15 protein-coding genes are annotated in these 18243 nt (G+C 62.4%); 8 read left to right on the top strand and 7 right to left on the bottom strand.

All coding sequences use genetic code 11. The features are described 5' to 3' along the window. Positions 1 to 696: 696 nt before the first annotated feature. Positions 697 to 1059, top strand: a complete 363-nt coding sequence (locus ACYP2Q_RS10835) for a DUF6124 family protein (RefSeq protein ID WP_459730431.1) — start codon at positions 697 to 699, stop codon at positions 1057 to 1059. A 103-nt stretch (positions 1060 to 1162) separates the two neighbouring features. Here the strand turns inward: ACYP2Q_RS10835 and ACYP2Q_RS10830 are convergent, their stop codons facing one another. The 6 genes from ACYP2Q_RS10830 to pilG form a co-directional block, all read right to left on the bottom strand. Next, entirely contained in the window at positions 1163 to 1630 is a 468-nt protein-coding gene (locus ACYP2Q_RS10830) for a chemotaxis protein CheW (protein ID WP_459730430.1), read from the bottom strand. After that, positions 1623 to 7628, bottom strand: coding sequence for an Hpt domain-containing protein (locus ACYP2Q_RS10825; RefSeq protein WP_459730429.1), 6006 nt, complete (start codon positions 7626 to 7628; stop codon positions 1623 to 1625). The genes ACYP2Q_RS10830 and ACYP2Q_RS10825 overlap by 8 nt, the downstream gene beginning before the upstream one ends. A 49-nt stretch (positions 7629 to 7677) precedes the next feature. Further along, positions 7678 to 9738, bottom strand: coding sequence for a methyl-accepting chemotaxis protein (locus ACYP2Q_RS10820; RefSeq protein WP_459730428.1), 2061 nt, complete (start codon positions 9736 to 9738; stop codon positions 7678 to 7680). Positions 9739 to 9885: 147 nt separating this feature from the next. After that, entirely contained in the window at positions 9886 to 10419 is a 534-nt protein-coding gene (locus tag ACYP2Q_RS10815; RefSeq protein ID WP_459730427.1) for a chemotaxis protein CheW, read from the bottom strand. A gap of 10 nt (positions 10420 to 10429) precedes the next feature. Next, complete coding sequence (gene pilH / locus ACYP2Q_RS10810; protein WP_085716385.1) at positions 10430 to 10795, bottom strand: twitching motility response regulator PilH; 366 nt, start codon at positions 10793 to 10795, stop codon at positions 10430 to 10432. Between the two features lie 57 nt (positions 10796 to 10852). Next, positions 10853 to 11257, bottom strand: a complete 405-nt coding sequence (pilG, locus tag ACYP2Q_RS10805; RefSeq protein WP_459730426.1) for a twitching motility response regulator PilG — start codon at positions 11255 to 11257, stop codon at positions 10853 to 10855. A 348-nt stretch (positions 11258 to 11605) separates the two neighbouring features. Here pilG and gshB point away from each other — a divergent pair, with 348 nt between their 5' ends. The 7 genes from gshB (at position 11606) to ACYP2Q_RS10770 (ending at position 17625) form a co-directional block, all read left to right on the top strand. After that, positions 11606 to 12559 carry a glutathione synthase gene (gene gshB / locus ACYP2Q_RS10800; RefSeq protein ID WP_008063478.1) on the top strand — a complete coding sequence of 318 codons (954 nt, stop codon included), beginning with the start codon at positions 11606 to 11608 and terminating at the stop codon, positions 12557 to 12559. A 64-nt stretch (positions 12560 to 12623) separates the two neighbouring features. Then, positions 12624 to 13523 carry an energy transducer TonB gene (locus ACYP2Q_RS10795; RefSeq protein WP_459730425.1) on the top strand — a complete coding sequence of 300 codons (900 nt, stop codon included), beginning with the start codon at positions 12624 to 12626 and terminating at the stop codon, positions 13521 to 13523. Positions 13524 to 13725: 202 nt separating this feature from the next. Continuing rightward, positions 13726 to 14298 (top strand): YqgE/AlgH family protein, encoded by a 573-nt coding sequence (locus tag ACYP2Q_RS10790; RefSeq protein ID WP_459730424.1) that lies wholly within the window; start codon positions 13726 to 13728, stop codon positions 14296 to 14298. Further along, positions 14298 to 14735: a Holliday junction resolvase RuvX gene (ruvX, locus tag ACYP2Q_RS10785; protein ID WP_408599230.1), complete on the top strand. Its 438-nt coding sequence runs from the start codon at positions 14298 to 14300 to the stop codon at positions 14733 to 14735. Before ACYP2Q_RS10790 ends, ruvX begins: the two co-directional genes overlap by 1 nt. Before the next feature lie 86 nt (positions 14736 to 14821). After that, the gene (gene pyrR / locus ACYP2Q_RS10780) at positions 14822 to 15325 is read left to right on the top strand and encodes a bifunctional pyr operon transcriptional regulator/uracil phosphoribosyltransferase PyrR (RefSeq protein ID WP_459730423.1); all 504 of its coding nucleotides are present in this window, start codon (positions 14822 to 14824) and stop codon (positions 15323 to 15325) included. Positions 15326 to 15352: 27 nt separating this feature from the next. Then, positions 15353 to 16357 carry an aspartate carbamoyltransferase catalytic subunit gene (locus ACYP2Q_RS10775; RefSeq protein WP_419117583.1) on the top strand — a complete coding sequence of 335 codons (1005 nt, stop codon included), beginning with the start codon at positions 15353 to 15355 and terminating at the stop codon, positions 16355 to 16357. Continuing rightward, a complete protein-coding gene (locus tag ACYP2Q_RS10770) occupies positions 16354 to 17625 on the top strand; it encodes a dihydroorotase (RefSeq protein WP_459730422.1) in 1272 nt (423 codons plus the stop codon). Before ACYP2Q_RS10775 ends, ACYP2Q_RS10770 begins: the two co-directional genes overlap by 4 nt. A 90-nt stretch (positions 17626 to 17715) precedes the next feature. Here the strand turns inward: ACYP2Q_RS10770 and ACYP2Q_RS10765 are convergent, their stop codons facing one another. Then, positions 17716 to 18147, bottom strand: coding sequence for an NINE protein (locus ACYP2Q_RS10765; RefSeq protein ID WP_459730421.1), 432 nt, complete (start codon positions 18145 to 18147; stop codon positions 17716 to 17718). Positions 18148 to 18243: the final 96 nt, after the last annotated feature.

Below are 18243 nucleotides of genomic sequence, written 5' to 3'. Positions count from 1 at the left end.
GGACACAGTAGGAGCGTTGGGTGGGGGCATCAATCAAGCAGAGTGGTGGATTGTTACGCTCAGGTTAATGAACCGGGAAAATTGCGTTGTCAGGGCTGACGCCTTCGCGGGCAAGTCGAATCGTCGCACCGCCGCTCCTACAGTGTCCGTGTATTGCCAATCATCTGCGGCAACCTCAATACCTGTAGGAGCGGGCTTGCCCGCGAATGGGCCGCAATAGTCACAACTGCTTTCGATGGCCGGAATTAAATAGTCGAATAGTCCCAAAAAAGGACCGATCGGTCCCTTTTGGGGACTCTTGTACCTTGGAGACTCTTCGCCAGCCGATCGGGTTTTGTGTTTAAACATTTGTCCGCGAAAAGGATGGAAGGCTACAACGCCTGACATCGCTGCCTACAGAAATGCAGGAACGCGCTGACTGGTGCGCTTTTGCGTTGATCTTTATTGTTTGGAGTGTCGCTGCCAATTCAGCGACCGGGCCTGGAAACCCGAGGTGATAACGAGGCAAAAACGCCTTTCATAACGTATGCTTGCGCACCTTTATTGAGTGCACTCCGTTATGGCGGCTGTGCGCGGGAGACCTTTGGGTCTGCCGGGTTTTGTCCGTTTGCCCGGGTTTCCAGCCCGCGTACAGCTGCCACCCCTTCGCCTGGTAACCGAATGGAGCAGCTGAAACTCATTAAGCGGAGATTCAGCATGTTCAAAGTAACTCCCAATCCCCCAGACACAGATCCCCAAGCTTGCGTCGAAGACGAAAAACTCAAAGAAGCCGCCGACCGCGCCCTCTCCCATTACTTCCCGCCTGCTCACGAAAAACCGGCCAAGCGCCGAAAATTCCAGCTGTTCACCGTCTCTCCCGATATCGGCACCGAGGCGCTTCTGGCCAATGCCTCTGAAGACCTGCTGTCCATCAGTGCCATTGCGGCTGACCTGGCGGACGGGGTGGAAGGCTCGCGGCGTTCGGTAGCCCTGGCGCTCAGCCGGATGGCCGATGGCGTGCATTTGTTGGTGGAGCGGGCGTTGGATCACCATGAGGCGTTGGCGCAGGCCAAGGTTTAGCAGTCAGGTTTTCGGTGAATTGTAGGCCGCCTTCGCGAGCAAGCCCGCTCCCACATTGGAATGCGTACCCCTGTGGGAGCGAGCCTGCTCGCGAAGGGGCCTTTCAGACGAGCCCGGCACTCACCAACAACTCTTCAAGCGCCAGCAAATCCGGCACCTTCGCCACTTGGTCCGCCACCTGCACCGCCGCTTTCTCCAGCGAACACAACGGCACATCCACGTAGCTCAGCTGACTGTCGAGCTTGTACGAGCGCGGAATCCCCTGCACCAGTAGCGCGATGAATTTCAGCTCATGCCTTCCGCCGAGGGCATTGAGAATGACAATTCGCGCGCGCTCACCGATGACGATTTTCTGCCCGCAGGCCGACTCGAAACTGAGCAACGGAATCTGCCGGTCCCGCCAGGCGACCCGTCCCAGATACCAGGGCGGTGAGTCCAGGTCGAAGGCCGCGGGCTGGTAGTCGATCAGCTCGGCCACCGCGACGTTGGGCAGGATCAGGTTGCGGTCGGCCAGGGGCAGCAGCAGGCCGGTGAGCTGGCTTTCGCGCGAGTCGTGGCGACGCTCATGCATGGGTCTTGCTCCACAGGGCGATGCTCTCGAGCAATACCGATTCCTGGTACGGCTTGCCAAGGTAGTCGTTGACGCCGATGGCCATGGCCCGGTCGCGGTGTTTCTGACCGGTGCGTGAGGTGATCATGATGATCGGCAGGTGCCGCAGGCGCTCATCGTTGCGCACCTGGGTCGCGACTTCGAAGCCGTCCATGCGCGGCATTTCGATGTCCAGCAGCATCAGGTCCGGGCGGTGCTCTTCGAGCAGCAGCATGGCGTCGACCCCGTCCTTTGCAGTCAGCACGTTCATGCCGTGGCGTTCGAGCAAGCGGCTGGTGACCTTGCGCACGGTGACCGAGTCGTCGACCACCATCACCAGCAACGGTCGCTGCGGCTCGACCTCGACTTCGTGGCTAACCGGTCGCTGCGGCGTACGCGCTTGCATGGCGCGAACCGGCGCCAGCAGATCCAGGATCAGCACCACCCGGCCGTCCCCCAGAATCGTCGCCCCGGACACCCCTTGCACCGCCGCAAACTGCGGGCCGAGGCTTTTCACCACGATCTCGCGCGTGCCCGCCATGGCATCGACCTGCACCGCAATGTGCCGCTCGTTGCATTGCACCAGCAACACCGGCAGCGGCAGGCTCTGGCCCAACAGCCGTGGGCGCGGACTGGTTTTCAGCAGCTCGCCCAGGTAACACAATTCATAGCGCTGCCCGGCGTATTCATAGGTCGGCGGATCAAGACGCAAATGCCCTTCGAGTTCGTTGGGCAACACACGGACGATGCCATCGATGGTGTTCAGCGGGATCGCGTATTGATCGTCCGCGCATTGCACCATCAGCGCCCGGTTGACCGACACTGTGAACGGCAGGCGAATGCGAAAATGCACGCCCTGCCCCGGCACGGAGTCGATGCTCATGGTGCCGCCCAGTTGCCGCACTTCTTCGTGCACCACGTCCATGCCGACCCCACGCCCGGAGATCTGGGTGATTTTCTCGGCCGTGGAAAACCCCGGCTGCAGGATGAATTGCAGCACGTCGTGGTCGCTGATGACGCTGTCCGCGGCGAGCAGGCCGCGCTTGATCGCCTTGCGCCGCACCGCCTCCAGGGGCACGCCGGCACCGTCGTCGCGAATATCGAAAATGATGTCGCCACCCTCGCGCAACAGGTCCAGGGTGATCCGCCCTTGCGCCGGCTTGCCCGCCGCTATTCGCACACTGGCGGGCTCCAGGCCATGGTCGACGGCGTTGCGCAGCATATGCTCCAGCGGCGCCGCCATGCGTTCGAGCACGTTGCGATCCATTTCGCCTTCGGCATTGCCGACGATGAATTCGACGTCCTTGCCCAGCTCACTGGCCACCTGGCGGACAATGCGCTTCAAGCGCGGCAGCATCCGCTCGAACGGCACCATGCGCGAGCGCATCAGGCCTTCCTGCAATTCGGTGTTGATGCGGCCCTGCTGCTGCAACAGGTTTTCCGCGTCCTGGTTACGCCGGTCGAGGGTTTCCTTGAGGTCGAGCAAGTCGGAGGCGGATTCGAACAGGGCGCGCGACAGTTGCTGCAATTGCGAGTGACGGTCCATTTCCAGCGGATCGAATTCTTCGTAACCCAGGCGATCGGCGTCGACCTGCTGACGGCTGAGGATCCTGCCCTGGGTTTCGGTATCAAGCCTGCGCAACTGGTCGCGCATGCGCTCGATGGTGGTTTCCATCTCGTTGAGCGCCACCTGAGCGTCGTTGACCTGCTGTTCGATGCGACCACGAAAGATCGAGGTTTCAGCGGCCAGGTTGACCAGGTCATCGAGAAGCTCCGCCGAGACCTTGACCATGTCCGCCGCGGCATCGGGTTGCAGCAGCGGTGTCTCGGCTTTCGCGGAAACGGTGAGCGGCGCCGGGCTCCCAGGCAGTACCGGGTGACTGAAGTTCTGGATCGCGTCGATCAGCCGGTCGGCCGGCGGTAATGGCTCACCGGCACGCGCCGCGTCGAGCATCTGTGCCAGCCGGTCGTGGCTGCGCTGCAGCAGTTCGAACAGCGCCGGCGTGGGTTGCAGAACGCCGGTGGACAGACCTTCGTAGAGAAATTCCAGCTCATGGGCCAAATCGCCGATCGGGGCGATTTCCACCATGCGCGCACCGCCCTTGAGGGTGTGCAGGTCGCGCAGCAGGGTTTCCATTTCCTGGCGGCTGGACGGCTCGGCCTGCCAGCGCAGCAGGGCCGCGCCGGAGCTTTCGATGATGTCGAAGCCTTCCTCAAGGAAGATGTCCAGCAACTCGCTGTCATGGTGGGCCGAGTCGTTGCCGGCCGCCGCTTCGAGCACTTCGGCGTTGCTTGCGTGGCCTTGCCTGAACGCGCGAATAGCCTCGATCAGGTCACCGGGGTCGCCCAGGGCTTGATGGTCCTGCAGTTGTTCAAGCATCTGCGCGAGGCGGTCATGACTCTGTTGCAGCAACTGCGCCAGCGCTTCGCTGTGGCTGTAACGGCGATCCGCCAGGCCCTCATAGAGGCTTTCCAGTTCATGGGCCAGGTCACCGACCGGCTCGACCTCGGCCATCCGCGCGCCACCCTTGAGGGTGTGCAGATCGCGCTGCAACGACGACAAGGATGCGGCGTTCTGCGGGTCGCTGGGCCAGCGTTGCAGGGAATGGTTGGCACTTTCGAGGATATCCTCGGCTTCCTCAAGGAAGATCGAAACGATGTCGTTGTCCAGGCCGGTAGCGCGGCCCCCTGTAGGAGCTGGCTTGCCAGCGATGGACTCATAGGCGCCGCGTTTCTCCAATGACAATGCGTCATCGTTGACGTCCATCGCTGGCAAGCCAGCTCCTACAAGGGTTTGTGCCAGTTCTGCGGTGGCATCGCCCAGTTCGCGGATGCTCAAGGTGCGACTGCCGTCACTGCGAATCAGGCCCATGGCCGAGGGGTCGAGACTCTGGTCGAGCAAGCCGTGCAAGGCCCGAACCCGCTCCGGGCGTGGGCTGACTTCCTGGCCGGCCGCCAGCTCATCAAGCATGTTGATCAGCGCTTCGTGGGCGCCTTGGGCCTCATGGAAAAACGCTTCGCTGACCGCCAGGCTGCTCTCTTCCACCGCACCGTAGAGGTCGAGCAAGGCTTCGCAGAGTTCATCCACCGGGTGCAGGTCGGCCAGGTGCGCACCTTCGCCGAGGGTGGTCAACTCGTCCAGCAGGGCACTGAGTTCCTGACGCTCGCCCGGATGCTGCTGCCAACGCCGCAACAGGCTTTCGGCGTCCAGCAGGATGTCCATGCCCTGGGCCAGGAAGTTGTTGATCAGCTGCGGATCGCGCTTGATCCGCAGGCCGCTGCTGGGCGTGTTCGAGAGGGTTTGCAGGCGCTCGGCGAGCAGCGCCCGGGCACGCTCGATCAAGGCGCGGGCACCGGGGATTTCGGCCAGCGGATCGCTCTTGAGCTGGCGCAAGCCAAGACGGAACAGACCTTCGGCCTCCAGCAGCACTTCGACTTCGTCCAGATCGAGCGCGATCAGGTGGGCCTTGTACTCCCGGGCCAGTTGATCCAGCGGCGTCGCCAGCTCGGCAATCGGCAGGACCCCAGCCACCGAGGCACTGCCCTTGAGCGTGTGCAACGCACGTTGCAGCTCATCACTGGCCTGCAGCGGGAGGTGTTCGGCGGCCTGGTCGAGAAAACGGTTGAGGCTACCCAAATGGGTTTCGGCTTCCTTGCGGAAGATTTCCAGCAATAGCGGGTCGAGGGCCGCGACGTCCAGGGTGTCCTCGTCGGCTGCCGTAGCGTCGCCCTTGGCCAGGGCATGGGCACGGGCCGCCAGCTGGTCGACATCGTCACGCTGGCGCTGGGCATCGGCGGCGTATTCGGCCACCAACTGCGGGAGCAGATCGAGAACATCGCCGATTAGCTGGTGCACGCTGGCGCCAGGCTCCACGCTCTGTTCCAGCACGCGGTTGAGCAGGTTTTCCATGGCCCAGGCCAGTTCGCCCAGCACCAGGGCGCGCACCATCCGGCCACTGCCCTTGAGGGTATGGAAAGCGCGGCGCAGTTCGCTCAGGGCCGAGCGGTTGGCAGGATTGCCCGACCAGCGTGGCAAATACTCACGAAGAACCTCCAGCACTTCCTCGGTTTCCTCGAGGAACACTTCACGCAATTCCTCATCCACCGGCGCTTCGCCCGACGGCGGCGGCAGCAGGCTGCCCGGCGTGTCGACGGCGGGCGGATTCAGGGCCGAGACCGGGTTGGCCAGCACATCGGCCAGGCTCTGGACGATGGCCGGGGCCTCCCGTTCCTGCTGTTGCCGCAGGGATTGTGCCTGGGCTGGGCTCACGATATCCGCCAGCACCGGCACCTGTTGTTCGCTGGGGAAAACCCCAAGTGCAGCCAGGCTTCGCTGCGCCACGTCGAGCTGTTGTTCACCGGGCGCCTGGGGGTCGTCGCTGAGGCGCTCAAGGTAATACTCGATGCTGGTGATGGCGTCGGCCAGGCTGTCCAGCGCCTGCCAGCCGGGCTGCCCCGGTTCGAGCAGCAGGTGCTCGCGGATGAAATGATTACAGGCTTCGATCAAGCTCGCCGCCCGGCTCAGCGGTATCATCGCCAGGGCACCGCGCACCTGGGTCAGCAAGGCCGGCAGTGCCAGCAGGTGCTGTCGGTCCCAATCGGCGTCGATGTAGTCGACGATCATGTCCTTGGCCTGCTGCAGGCAGATGCGCGCTTCCTTGATGACGATCTGGTGGATCTGCGTCAGGTCGGTGGTGGGCAGGCGACTGTCTTCCTGGCTTTCCGGCTCCACGGTGCCGACCATGCCGGCCAGGGTCGCTTCGACGTAAAGCAGGGCCCCGGCCACGTCCATGAGGATTGCGTCATCGGGTGCGCGCTGGCCCTGGGCCAGGCTCAGCACCACGGCCAGCTGATCGATGATGACCTTGCGTGGCTGGCCGAAACCCAGCACCGCCAGGGTGTCGGCGATTTGCCGCAGGGGCGCCAGCAGGCTGTCGAGGTCCGAGGCGTGTTGGCGGTCGCTGCGCACGAACAGGTCGAGGCGCTCCTTGACCCGCACCAGTTCTTCGCACAAGGCCGCCAATACCGAGCGCATGGCGTCACGGTCGGGACCGGCCAACCTTGCGCGTTCTTCGTCGACCATCGCGCTGTCAGGCAATGCATCATCCAGTGCGTAGCGATCTTTCATGGTCAGCATCTGCCCGGTGGGATGTTCGGCCTTGGCAATATAGAACAGCAAACTCTTGAGCAGCTCGGGTGGCGGCGGCTGATTGATGCCCTGCATACCCTGTTCGAGCAGACGCTTGAGCTCCTTATCGGCCTCCTTGAACAGGCTGCGCAAGGCCGGGCTGTTGCCGATGGCGCCAGCGCGCATGCCTTCGACCAACGCCGAAGCGACCTGCCACAGCGGGCTCAGGGGTGCTGAATCGCACAGGCTTTCCAGACGGGTAAAGACCCTGGCCAGATATTCCAGGTGAGTGTCGTCGTCCTGTTCACGCAGCAAACCGACCAAGGCCATCTGCAGCATCTGCCGCAATTTTCGCAGCATGTTCGGCAAATCCGCCGGTACCAGTCGCGCCAGGGACGCTTCGACCAAGGGCACCAGGACGGGCAACTGCGGACTGAACAGGCTGGTTTCCGACAACAGGCTTTCGCCTCGGGCGCTGCGCAGGTCGTTGATCAGCGGCAACACCACCAACGGCAAATCGCGGCGGGCACCTTGCACGCGATCCAGGTAGATCGGCAACTGCCCCAGCGCTTGCAGCATCAGGTGCAACGCCTCGTCGCGATGATGGACGCGATTGTGTTGCAAGGCGGTGACCAGTTGCTCCATTTCTTCGGCGAGCAAGGCCGCGCCGTAGAACTCGACCATCTGCAGGCTGCCGTGAACCTGATGGATGCACGCCAGGCATTCGCTCAGGGCGTGCGTCGCCTGCGGGTCATCAAGCTGGGTTTCGATCGCGTGATGAGCCTGCTTCAGCGTTTCGGCAATTTCGCCTTTGACCCATTCGAGGGCCACATAGTCGTGCCGATCACCCATAACCACTCCAATCCCCACTTCAATCAAGATAGCCATGCCCGGGGGCAGTTCAAGCTTTGTCCGTGACCTGTGCCTTGGTGGCCGGCAAGGTGAACCCGGACACCGAACGCCGCAACTGGCTGGCCATTTTTGCCAGGTTGCCGATGCTCTCGGCGGTGGCGGTAGAGCCGGACGAGGTTTGCGTGGTGATCTGCTGGATCACGTTCATCGTCAGGGAAATCTGGCCGGCAGACGACGTCTGTTGTTGCGCGGCGTTGGAAATGCTCTGGATCAGCGCCGCCAGGGTCTTGGATACCCCTTCGATTTCTTCCAGGGCCACTCCGGCATCCTGCGCCAGACGCGCGCCGCGCACCACTTCGGTGGTGGTCTGCTCCATGGAAATGACCGCTTCGTTGGTGTCGGCCTGGATCGCCCGCACCAGGGTCTCGATCTGTCGCGTCGCGGCTGAAGAGCGTTCCGCCAGGCGCTGTACCTCGTCGGCGACCACCGCGAAACCACGCCCGGCGTCACCGGCCATGGACGCCTGGATCGCCGCGTTGAGGGCGAGGATATTGGTCTGGTCGGCAATGTCATCGATCAGGCTGACAATATCGCCGATTTCCTGGGACGACTCGCCCAGGCGCTTGATTCGCTTGGCGGTGTCCTGGATCTGCTCGCGGATGTTGTCCATGCCGTGGATAGTGTTGTGCACCACCTCGTTGCCCTTGTTGGCGATTTCCACCGAACGCTCGGCCACTGCCGAGGATTCGGCGGCGTTGGCCGACACCTGGTCGATGGACTCGGCCATGTCGTTGATCGCGGTGGAGGCTTCGGAAATCTGTTGGGCCTGGTGTTCCGAGGCCTGGGCCAGGTGCATCGCGGTGGCCTGGGTCTCCTGCACGGCGGCAGCGACCTGGCCGGCCGTGAGGTTGATCGTGGCCACCAGGTCGCGCAGTTGGTCCACGGAATAGTTGATCGAGTCGGCAATGGTCCCGGTGAAGTCTTCGGTCACCGTGGCGGTCACGGTCAGGTCGCCGTCGGCCAGGTCTTCGATTTCGTCGAGCAGACGCAGGATCGCGTTCTGGTTGCGTTCGTTCTTCTCGGCGGTTTCGCGCAGCTGGCGATTGGTTTCACGCACCATTACCAGGCCGATGAGGATGATCGACATCAACGCCGCCAAGCCCAGGACATAACCGCCGATGGTGTCGGTGTCACGTCCCCCGGCGAGATTTTCAAAACCGCTGGCCAGGTGGGAGGCTTCGTCGAGCAGGGTTTGCGACAGGCTGAAGATATTGGTCGCCGATTCACGGACCTTGAGCAGCTCCGGTGAGGTTTCGAGGATTTCGTCCACGGAGCCGGAAACGAACTCGAACAGCTCTGAAATTTCCATCAGCCGGGCGCGCGCATCATGGTCCTCGACCTGGCTGACCCGCAGCGCTGTATTGCCCTGGAGCATGCCGTTGAGCACCTGGCCGAAACGCGCCGCGTCGCGGCCGAACGCATCGGCGGCCTGCTGTGAGTTTTCGTCGCCGGACAACACGGTATTGACCGCGCCTAGAATTCGTTCGGCCAACAGTGATTGACGCTGGGCCATCGCCACCTGCGCAGCCGGGGCGCCGCGTTGCAGCAGGGTTTCCACCACTTTTTCGTATTCGACCTGCAACTGCGGCACGGTTTCGGCCAGGGTCGCGGCGACCTGATGCAGCGACAACACCGTCTGCTCGCTGGACAGGATGGCGTCGGTGTTTTTCAGCAGGCGTTCCCAGTCCAGCTGCACGGCGCGCATTTCCGGGCGCACGCTGGCCGGTGCCGGTGGCAGGCCGGTGGCGGGGTCGCCTTTCTTCAGATAGCTCCAGCGCCGGGCAAAATCATTGCGCGCATCGCTAAGTAACTTGAACGCGGCGGCCTTTCCGGCAGCGGCTTCGGTGGCGTTCTTGGCAATGCGCTGGGACAGCACGCGCAGTTCACCGGCGTGGCCGATGTACTGTTTGTCGTAGGTGGCCTGGGTGTTGAGGTACGCGAAGTTGGCGAACAACAACATGATGAAGATGATCAGGGCGATGAACAGCGCGATGATCTGCGATCGACTGCGCGACGCCTCCATTGGCTTGCCTGCTTTTGCTTTTGTCATCGGTCTTCGCCTGTTAACCCACACCCTTCAATACTCGCCGAAGAACCTGTGGGAGCGAGCCTGCTCGCGATTCAGGCGCCGCGGTATCCGAGGAACACCGCGTTATCGTTCAATCGCGAGCAGGCTCGCTCCCACATGGGTCCGCGTTTACAGCGCTACGTTCATGAATCCCTGCGACCGCGCCAGCGCAAACAGGCTGAACACCTGCCAGGTCTGTTCTCGCTGAAACCGGCCCGTGATGAACGGTGAAATCGGGCTGCTCACCGTGTCTGCCGGCTCCAGGCTGTCCCGGGCAAAGTGCTGCAAACCAAAGACTTCATCGACCAACAACCCGGCAAACACCTCGTCATGCTCCACCACCAACACTCGCCGCTGCTTGCGCGCCGCCGAGGTTTCGTGGCCGAAAAAACCGGCCAGATCCATGATCGGCAACAGGCGCCCGCGCAGATTGGCCACGCCCTTGACCCACGGCTTGACCCCCGGCACCTGGGTAAAACGCGGCTCGTGCAACACCTCACCGACTTCGCCCATGGGCGCGACGTACCCGTGTTCGCCCAGGCGAAAACCGATGCCGCTCCAGCTGTCCTGCCGGGTCGGCTGGGACGGCAGGTCCGCCGCCAGCAAGCGACAGCGCCGGTCGATCTGCAGCAGCAGTTCGAAGGCGGTCAGTGATTCGTTCATGGCCGCTGAATCAACCGGCCAACACGTTGTTCAGGGTCTTGATCAGGGTGTCTTCGTCGACCGGCTTGGTCAGGTAGTCCCTGGCGCCCTGGCGCGTGCCCCAGACCTTGTCGGTTTCCTGATCCTTGGTGGTGATGATGATCACCGGGATATGCCCGGTGTCGGGATCCTTGGTCAACTGGCGCGTCGCCTGGAAACCGTTGAGGCCGGGCATGACGATGTCCATCAGCACCGCGTCAGGTTTTTCCTGGCGGGCCAGGGCCACGCCGTCTGCGCCGTTTTCGGCCTTCAATACTTCATGACCGTGCTTTTCCAGCATGCCGGTCAGTTTGTACATTTCAGTCGGCGAATCATCGACGATCAGGATACGTGCCATGGTCTTCCCCATTCTTGTCGGCGCAGGGCCCAATGGCCGAGCGTCTCTGTAGGTGTCTTACTGCGGCAAAACAGCGGCAAACCCCGGAACATGGGCCTGGATCGCGTTCAGCAGTTCTTCCTTGCTGAAAGGTTTGGTCAGGAACTGGTCGGAGCCGACGATGCGCCCCTTGGCCTTGTCGAACAGCCCGTCCTTGGACGACAGCATAATCACTGGCGTGGACTTGAAGGCACTGTTGTTCTTGATTAAAGCGCAGGTCTGATAGCCATCCAGGCGCGGCATCATGATGTCGACAAAGATGATCCCGGGGTGGTGATCGGCGATCTTGGCCAGGGCATCGAACCCGTCGATGGCCGTGATGACCTCACAACCCACGTTCTTGAGCAGTGTTTCGGCGGTGCGGCGAATCGTCTTCGAATCGTCGATCACCATGACCTTCAAGGCGCTGGGTTGCTGCTGCATAGTGGCTCCACCGTCGCCTTTACGAATCTATTTGTCCCTCTGCGGGCCGTCGAACCCTCGAAAGCCTTGATGTTCAAGGCCCGGCACGACATGGCAGCCTTTTTAGCACAGTCTCCAAATCCAATCTATCGGTCGGCCCTGGCAGTGGTTTTTCCTTGACCGGGAACACACTCAGCGCCACTCTGACGCCACTTTTATACGCTGATCCTCTGTAGGAGCGAGCTCGCTCGCGATGGTCGTCAACGATAATGCGTGCTGTCAGGATGAACGCGTTGCCCTTGAGTTTTTCGCGAGCATGCTCGCTCCTACAGGGGATCGACACTGCCCCCAAATTTCGAGGAATAACCCATGAGCGTTCGTGTCGGGATTGTCATGGATCCTATCGCCAGCATCTCCTATAAAAAGGATAGCTCGCTGGCCATGCTGCTGGCCGCACAGAAACGCGGCTGGGAACTGTTCTACATGGAGCAGCGCGACCTGTACCAGGCCGAAGGTCAGGCTCGGGCGCGGATGCGTCCGTTGAAAGTGTTCGCCAACCCGGAAAAATGGTTCGAGCTGGAAGCCGAGCAGGACAACCTGCTGAGCGACCTGGACGTGATCCTGATGCGCAAGGATCCGCCTTTCGACATGGAGTTCGTCTATTCCACTTATCTGCTGGAACAGGCCGAGAGCGCCGGCGTGCTGGTGGTCAACAAGCCGCAGAGCCTGCGCGACTGCAACGAAAAGCTGTTCGCCACGCTGTTCCCGCAGTGCACGCCACCGACCATCGTCAGCCGTCGCCCGGACGTATTGCGCGAATTCGCCGACCATCATGGCGATGTGATTCTCAAGCCCCTGGACGGCATGGGCGGGTCCTCCATCTTCCGTCACACCGCCGGCCACCCGAACCTCTCGGTGATCCTCGAAACCCTGACCCTGCACGGCCAGCAGCAGATCATGATCCAGGGCTACCTGCCGGCCATCGTCGATGGCGACAAACGCATCCTGATGATCGACGGCGAGCCGGTGGACTACTGCCTGGCGCGCATCCCCGCTGCCGGCGAAACCCGTGGCAACCTCGCCGCCGGTGGCCGCGGCGAAGCCCGCCCATTGACCGAGAAGGATCGCTGGATCGCGGCGCAAGTCGGCCCGACCCTGCGCGAAAAAGGCCTGTTGTTCGTTGGCCTCGATGTGATCGGCGAGCACCTGACTGAAATCAACGTCACCAGCCCGACTTGCATCCGCGAAATCGACAACGCGTTCGGTACCGATATTGGCGGCATGTTGATGGATGCCATCGATCAGAAGCTCAAGGCCCGTTGAAAAGCCAAACCAACATTGCGTTATCATGCGCGGCCTGTGAAAACGCGATGTTGGTTTCCTTGTCATGACCCTCCCGTCCGATCTGCCTCCCGAACTCGCCCATTACGGCGTGCGCCCGGCTGATCGCCTCGGTTTTACCCTGTTCCTGGCGGCACTGATCCACCTGGCATTGCTGCTGGGTGTCGGGTTCACGATGGTGGAGCCCAAGCAGATCAGCAAAACCCTGGAAATCACCCTCGCCACCTTCAAGAGCGAAAAGAAGCCGGAAAAGGCCGATTTCCTCGCCCAGGAAAACCAGCAAGGCAGCGGCACCCTGGACAAGAAGGCAATCCCCAAGACCACCGAGATCGCGCCCTTCCAGGACAACAAGGTGCAGAAAGTCACACCGCCACCCGCCGCCAAGCCTGAAGTCCAGGAAGCCGCGCCCAAGGCTGCCGTGACCACCGTCGCGCCGAAGCCGAAAAAAGCTGCCGCAAAAACCGAAGAGCCCAAGCCCGTCACCAAACCCGCCGTGGCCGCACCGACCTTCGACAGTGAACAACTGTCCAGCGACATCGCCAGCCTCGAAGCCGAGCTGGCCAACGAACAACAGTTGTACGCCAAGCGCCCGCGCATCCATCGCCTGAGCGCCGCCTCAACGATGAAAGACAAGGGCGCCTGGTACAAGGACGAATGGCGCAAGAAGGTCGAGCGCATCGGTAACCTCAATTACCCCGACGAAGCCCGACGCAAGCAGATCTACGGCAATTTGCGCCTGATGGTCTCGATCAACCGCGATGGCTCGCTGTATGAGGTGCTGGTGCTGGAGTCGTCCGGGCAACCGCTGCTGGATCAGGCGGCCCAGCGCATCGTGCGCCTGGCGGCGCCGTTTGCGCCGTTTACCGGGGACTTGTCGGACATCGATCGGCTGGAAATCATCCGCACCTGGAAATTCGCCCGCGGCGATCGCCTCTCAAGCAACTGACCAGTACAAATCCCCCTATAGGAGCGAGCTTGCTCGCGAAAAACTGGAGAACACCGCGCAGTGTCAATCAGGCAGCGTTATCGTTGACGAGCATCGCGAGCAAGCTCGCTCCTACAGGGATTGCGTCGCCAGCAGCGATTTTGGGCATTTCCTGCACATCCCCAGCTTGTCAGTTCGCCCCTCCAACGCCACACTAGCGCTCATGAAAAACGTCAGCCCCAGCTACCTCAAGCATCACTTCCTGATCGCCATGCCGCACATGGTCGACCCGAACTTTGCGCACACCTTGACCTACATCGTCGAGCACACGGCCAATGGTGCCATGGGGCTGGTGGTCAACCGTCCGCAGGATCTGAACCTGGCCGATATCCTCGAGCAATTGCGCCCGGACATCGAACCACCAGCGCTCTGCCAGCACGTGCCGATCTTCATCGGCGGCCCGGTGCAGACCGATCGCGGTTTTGTCCTGCACCCCACGGGCCAGAGTTTTCAAGCGACCGTTGATCTGGAAGGCGAACTGTCCCTGTCGACCTCCCAGGACGTGCTGTTCGCCATCGCCGATGGCGTCGGCCCGGCAAAAAGCGTGATCACCCTGGGTTATGCCGGCTGGGAAGCCGGGCAACTGGAGGCCGAACTGGCGCAGAACGCCTGGCTGACCTGCCCGTACGCTGCCGACATCCTGTTCAACACCAGCAGCGAGCAGCGCCTGGAAGCGGCGGCCAAGCACCTGGGTGTCAACCTCAGCCTGCTGACCAGCCAGGCGGGGCACGCCTGATGGCCCTGCGGTTGATTCTGGGATTCGACTACGGCACCAAACAGATCGGCGTCGCGGTTGGCCAGGTGATTACCGGCCAGGCCCGCGAGCTGTGCACCTTGAAGGCACAAAACGGCATTCCCGACTGGGATCAGGTCGAAGCGCTGATCAAGGAGTGGAAACCCGACGCCGTGGTAGTCGGCCTGCCACTGAACATGGACGGCACGCCCAGCGACATGTGCGCCCGCGCGGAAAAATTCGCCCGACGCCTGAACGGTCGCTTCAACCTGCCCTTTTATACCCACGATGAACGCCTGACCACCTACGAGGCCAAGGGCGAACGCCTGGCCCGTGGCGGGCAGAAAGGCAGCTACCGTGACAATCCGGTCGACGCCATCGCCGCCGCCCTGCTGCTGCAAGGCTGGCTCGACGAGAACGGCGCATTGTTCCAATCCTAATCCTGAAGAGCCGTCACCCGTCTCTTTTAGCTACAACCCGAGCCACCTCCGGCAACGACCCGGCTCGGGCCCAAGAAGGAGCAACCATGAGCCTGCCCAATCCCGCCGAACTGATCAGCCAGATGGCGACTGATCTCAAGGCACACCTGGAACACCGTGGCATCAGCGAACCGCGCTACATCGGCATTCGTACCGGTGGCGTGTGGGTTGCCCAGGCCCTGCTCAAGGAGCTGGGCAGCGCCGAACCGCTTGGCACACTCGACGTGTCCTTCTACCGCGACGACTTCAGCCAGAACGGCCTGCACCCGCAAGTGCGCCCGTCAGCCCTGCCGTTCGAAATCGAAGGCCAGCACCTGGTACTGATCGACGACGTACTGATGAGCGGGCGGACCATCCGCGCCGCCTTGAACGAATTGTTCGACTACGGTCGCCCGGCCAGCGTGACGCTGGTGTGCCTGCTGGACCTGGACGCCGGGGAACTGCCGATCCGCCCGAACGTAGTGGGCGCGACCCTGTCCCTGGCAGCCCACGAGCGGGTGAAGCTGTCGGGCCCGGAGCTCGAGCTCGAACTGCAAGACCTCGCCCTTTAATTCGCCCTATTGAGAGTCCCCCTTGCGATGACGCCTCCAGATACCAAGCGCCCGCTGCAGCTCAATGACCAGGGCCAGCTGCGCCACTTCCTCTCGCTCGACGGCTTGCGCCGCGAGCTGCTGACGGAAATCCTCGACACCGCCGACTCGTTCCTCGAAGTCGGCGCCCGGGCGGTGAAGAAAGTCCCGTTGCTGCGCGGCAAGACCGTGTGCAACGTGTTCTTCGAGAACTCCACCCGCACCCGCACCACTTTCGAACTGGCGGCCCAACGGCTGTCGGCGGACGTGATCACCCTGAACGTGTCGACATCGTCGGCGAGCAAGGGGGAAACCCTGCTCGACACCCTGCGCAACCTGGAAGCCATGGCCGCCGACATGTTCGTCGTGCGCCACGGTGATTCCGGCGCCGCCCACTTCATCGCCGAACATGTTTGCCCGCAAGTGGCGATCATCAACGGTGGCGACGGCCGTCATGCGCATCCGACCCAAGGCATGCTCGACATGCTGACCATCCGCCGGCACAAGGGCGGTTTCGAAAACCTGTCGGTGGCCATCGTCGGCGACATCCTGCACTCGCGGGTGGCGCGCTCGAACATGCTGGCCCTGAAAACCCTGGGCTGCCCGGACATCCGCGTGATCGCGCCGAAGACCCTGCTGCCGATCGGCATCGAGCAGTACGGCGTGAAGGTCTACACCGACATGACCGAAGGCCTGAAAGACGTCGACGTGGTGATCATGCTGCGCCTGCAGCGTGAACGCATGACCGGCGGCCTGTTGCCGAGCGAGGGCGAGTTCTATCGCCTGTTCGGCCTGACCACCGCGCGCCTGGCCGGCGCCAAGCCCGATGCCATCGTCATGCACCCGGGGCCGATCAACCGTGGCGTGGAAATCGAATCGGCGGTGGCCGATGGCCCGCACTCGGTGATCCTCAACCAGGTGACCTATGGCATCGCGATTCGTATGGCGGTGCTGTCCATGGCCATGAGCGGACAGACTGCGCAGCGCCAATTCGAGCAGGAGAACGCCCAGTGAAGCTCAGCATTCTTGGCGCACGCGTTATCGATCCGGCCAGCGGCCTGGATCAAGTGACTGATATCCACATTGAAGCCTGCAAGATCGTCGCCCTCGGCGCCGCTCCCGCCGGTTTCGTTGCAGTAGACACCCTCGACGCCAAAGGCCTGGTAGCTGCCCCTGGCCTGGTCGACCTCAACGTCGCCCTGCGCGAGCCGGGTTACAGCCGTAAAGGCTCGATCGCCAGCGAAACCCGCGCCGCTGCTGCCGGCGGCGTCACCAGCCTGTGCTGCCCGCCGAAAACCAAACCGGTGCTGGACACCTCGGCCGTCGCCGAACTGATCCTCGACCGCGCCCGCGAGGCCGGCAACACCAAAGTTTTCCCGATCGGTGCCCTGAGCAAAGGCCTGGACGGCGAACAACTGGCCGAACTGGTTGCCTTGCGCGATGCCGGCTGCGTGGCCTTCGGCAACGGCCTCGAGAGCTTTCGCAACACGCGCACCCTGTGCCGGGCACTGGATTATGCGGCGACCTTCGACCTCACGGTGATCTTCAACTCCCAGGACCACGACCTGGCAGAAGGCGGCCTGGCCCATGAAGGCCCGACCGCGAGCTTCCTCGGCCTGCCGGGCATTCCGGAAACCGCCGAAACCGTGGCCCTGGCCAGGGATCTGCTGCTGGTCGAACAAACCGGCGTGCGTGCGCACTTCAGCCAGCTCACCAGCGCCCGAGGTGTCGCCCTGATCGCCCAGGCCCAGCAGCGCGGCCTGAAGGTCACGGCGGATGTCGCCCTGTATCAGTTGATATTGACCGACGAAGCGCTGATCGATTTCAGCAGCCTCTATTACGTGCAGCCACCGCTGCGCACCCGCGCCGACCGCGATGGCCTGCGTGCCGCCGTGAAGTCAGGCGTGGTCTCGGCCATTTCCAGCCATCACCAGCCTCACGAACGGGACGCCAAGCTGGCGCCGTTCGGGGCCACCGAACCAGGCATCAGCAGTGTCGAACTGCTGCTGCCGCTGGCGATGACTCTGGTGGAAGACGGTTTGCTGGACCTGCCAACGCTGCTGGCGCGCCTAAGTGCCGGCCCTGCCGAGGCCTTGCGCCTGCCGGCGGGCAAGCTGGCGGTGGGTGGGGCGGCGGATATCGTGCTGTTCGACCCGGCGGCCTCGACCGTGGCCGGTGAGACCTGGTTGTCCAAGGGCGAGAATTGCCCGTTCATTGGGCACAGCTTGCCAGGTGTGGTGCGCTACACGCTGGTGGATGGCCGGATCAGCCACCAGGCGTAAACCGCGGCGCCTCAATCGCCAGCACGCTAGCTCCCACAGGATATGTGAACGACACAAATCCACTGTGGGAGCCAGCCTGCTGGCGATAACTTACTTGAAGGCACCTCTGTTTTGCGCGTTACGCACGGAAACCTGGTCATTCAGTGTCCAGAAGTCATACAGCACCCCCAGAAAGAACAACCCGCCCGTCACCAGGTACAGCAACCCGCTGATCCACTTCCCCTGATACATCCGGTGCACACCGAACACCCCGAGAAACGTCAGCAGTATCCACGCCACGTTGTATTCGATGGGTCCAGCGCTAAACCGCAGGTCCGCTTCACGGTCCATGGCCGGAATCAGGAACAGGTCGATCAACCAGCCAATCCCCAGCAAACCGAAGGTGAAGAACCAGATCGTCCCGGTCACCGGCTTGCCGTAATAGAAGCGATGAGCGCCGGTAAAGCCAAAAATCCACAGCAGGTAACCGATCACTTTGCTGTGGGTGTCTTGATGCGGGACAGGCGCTTGATAGCTGTTCATGGAGGACCTCGATTCACACGATAGATAAATATTCTTTAAATCTTTGTGACTTTTTTACGAGCAGCCGACGTATGGCAAGTGCTACCTTCTCTCGCG

The sequence above is a fragment of the Pseudomonas sp. MHK4 genome, assembly GCF_054600775.1.
This window is presented reverse-complemented; position numbering and strand designations above follow the sequence as displayed.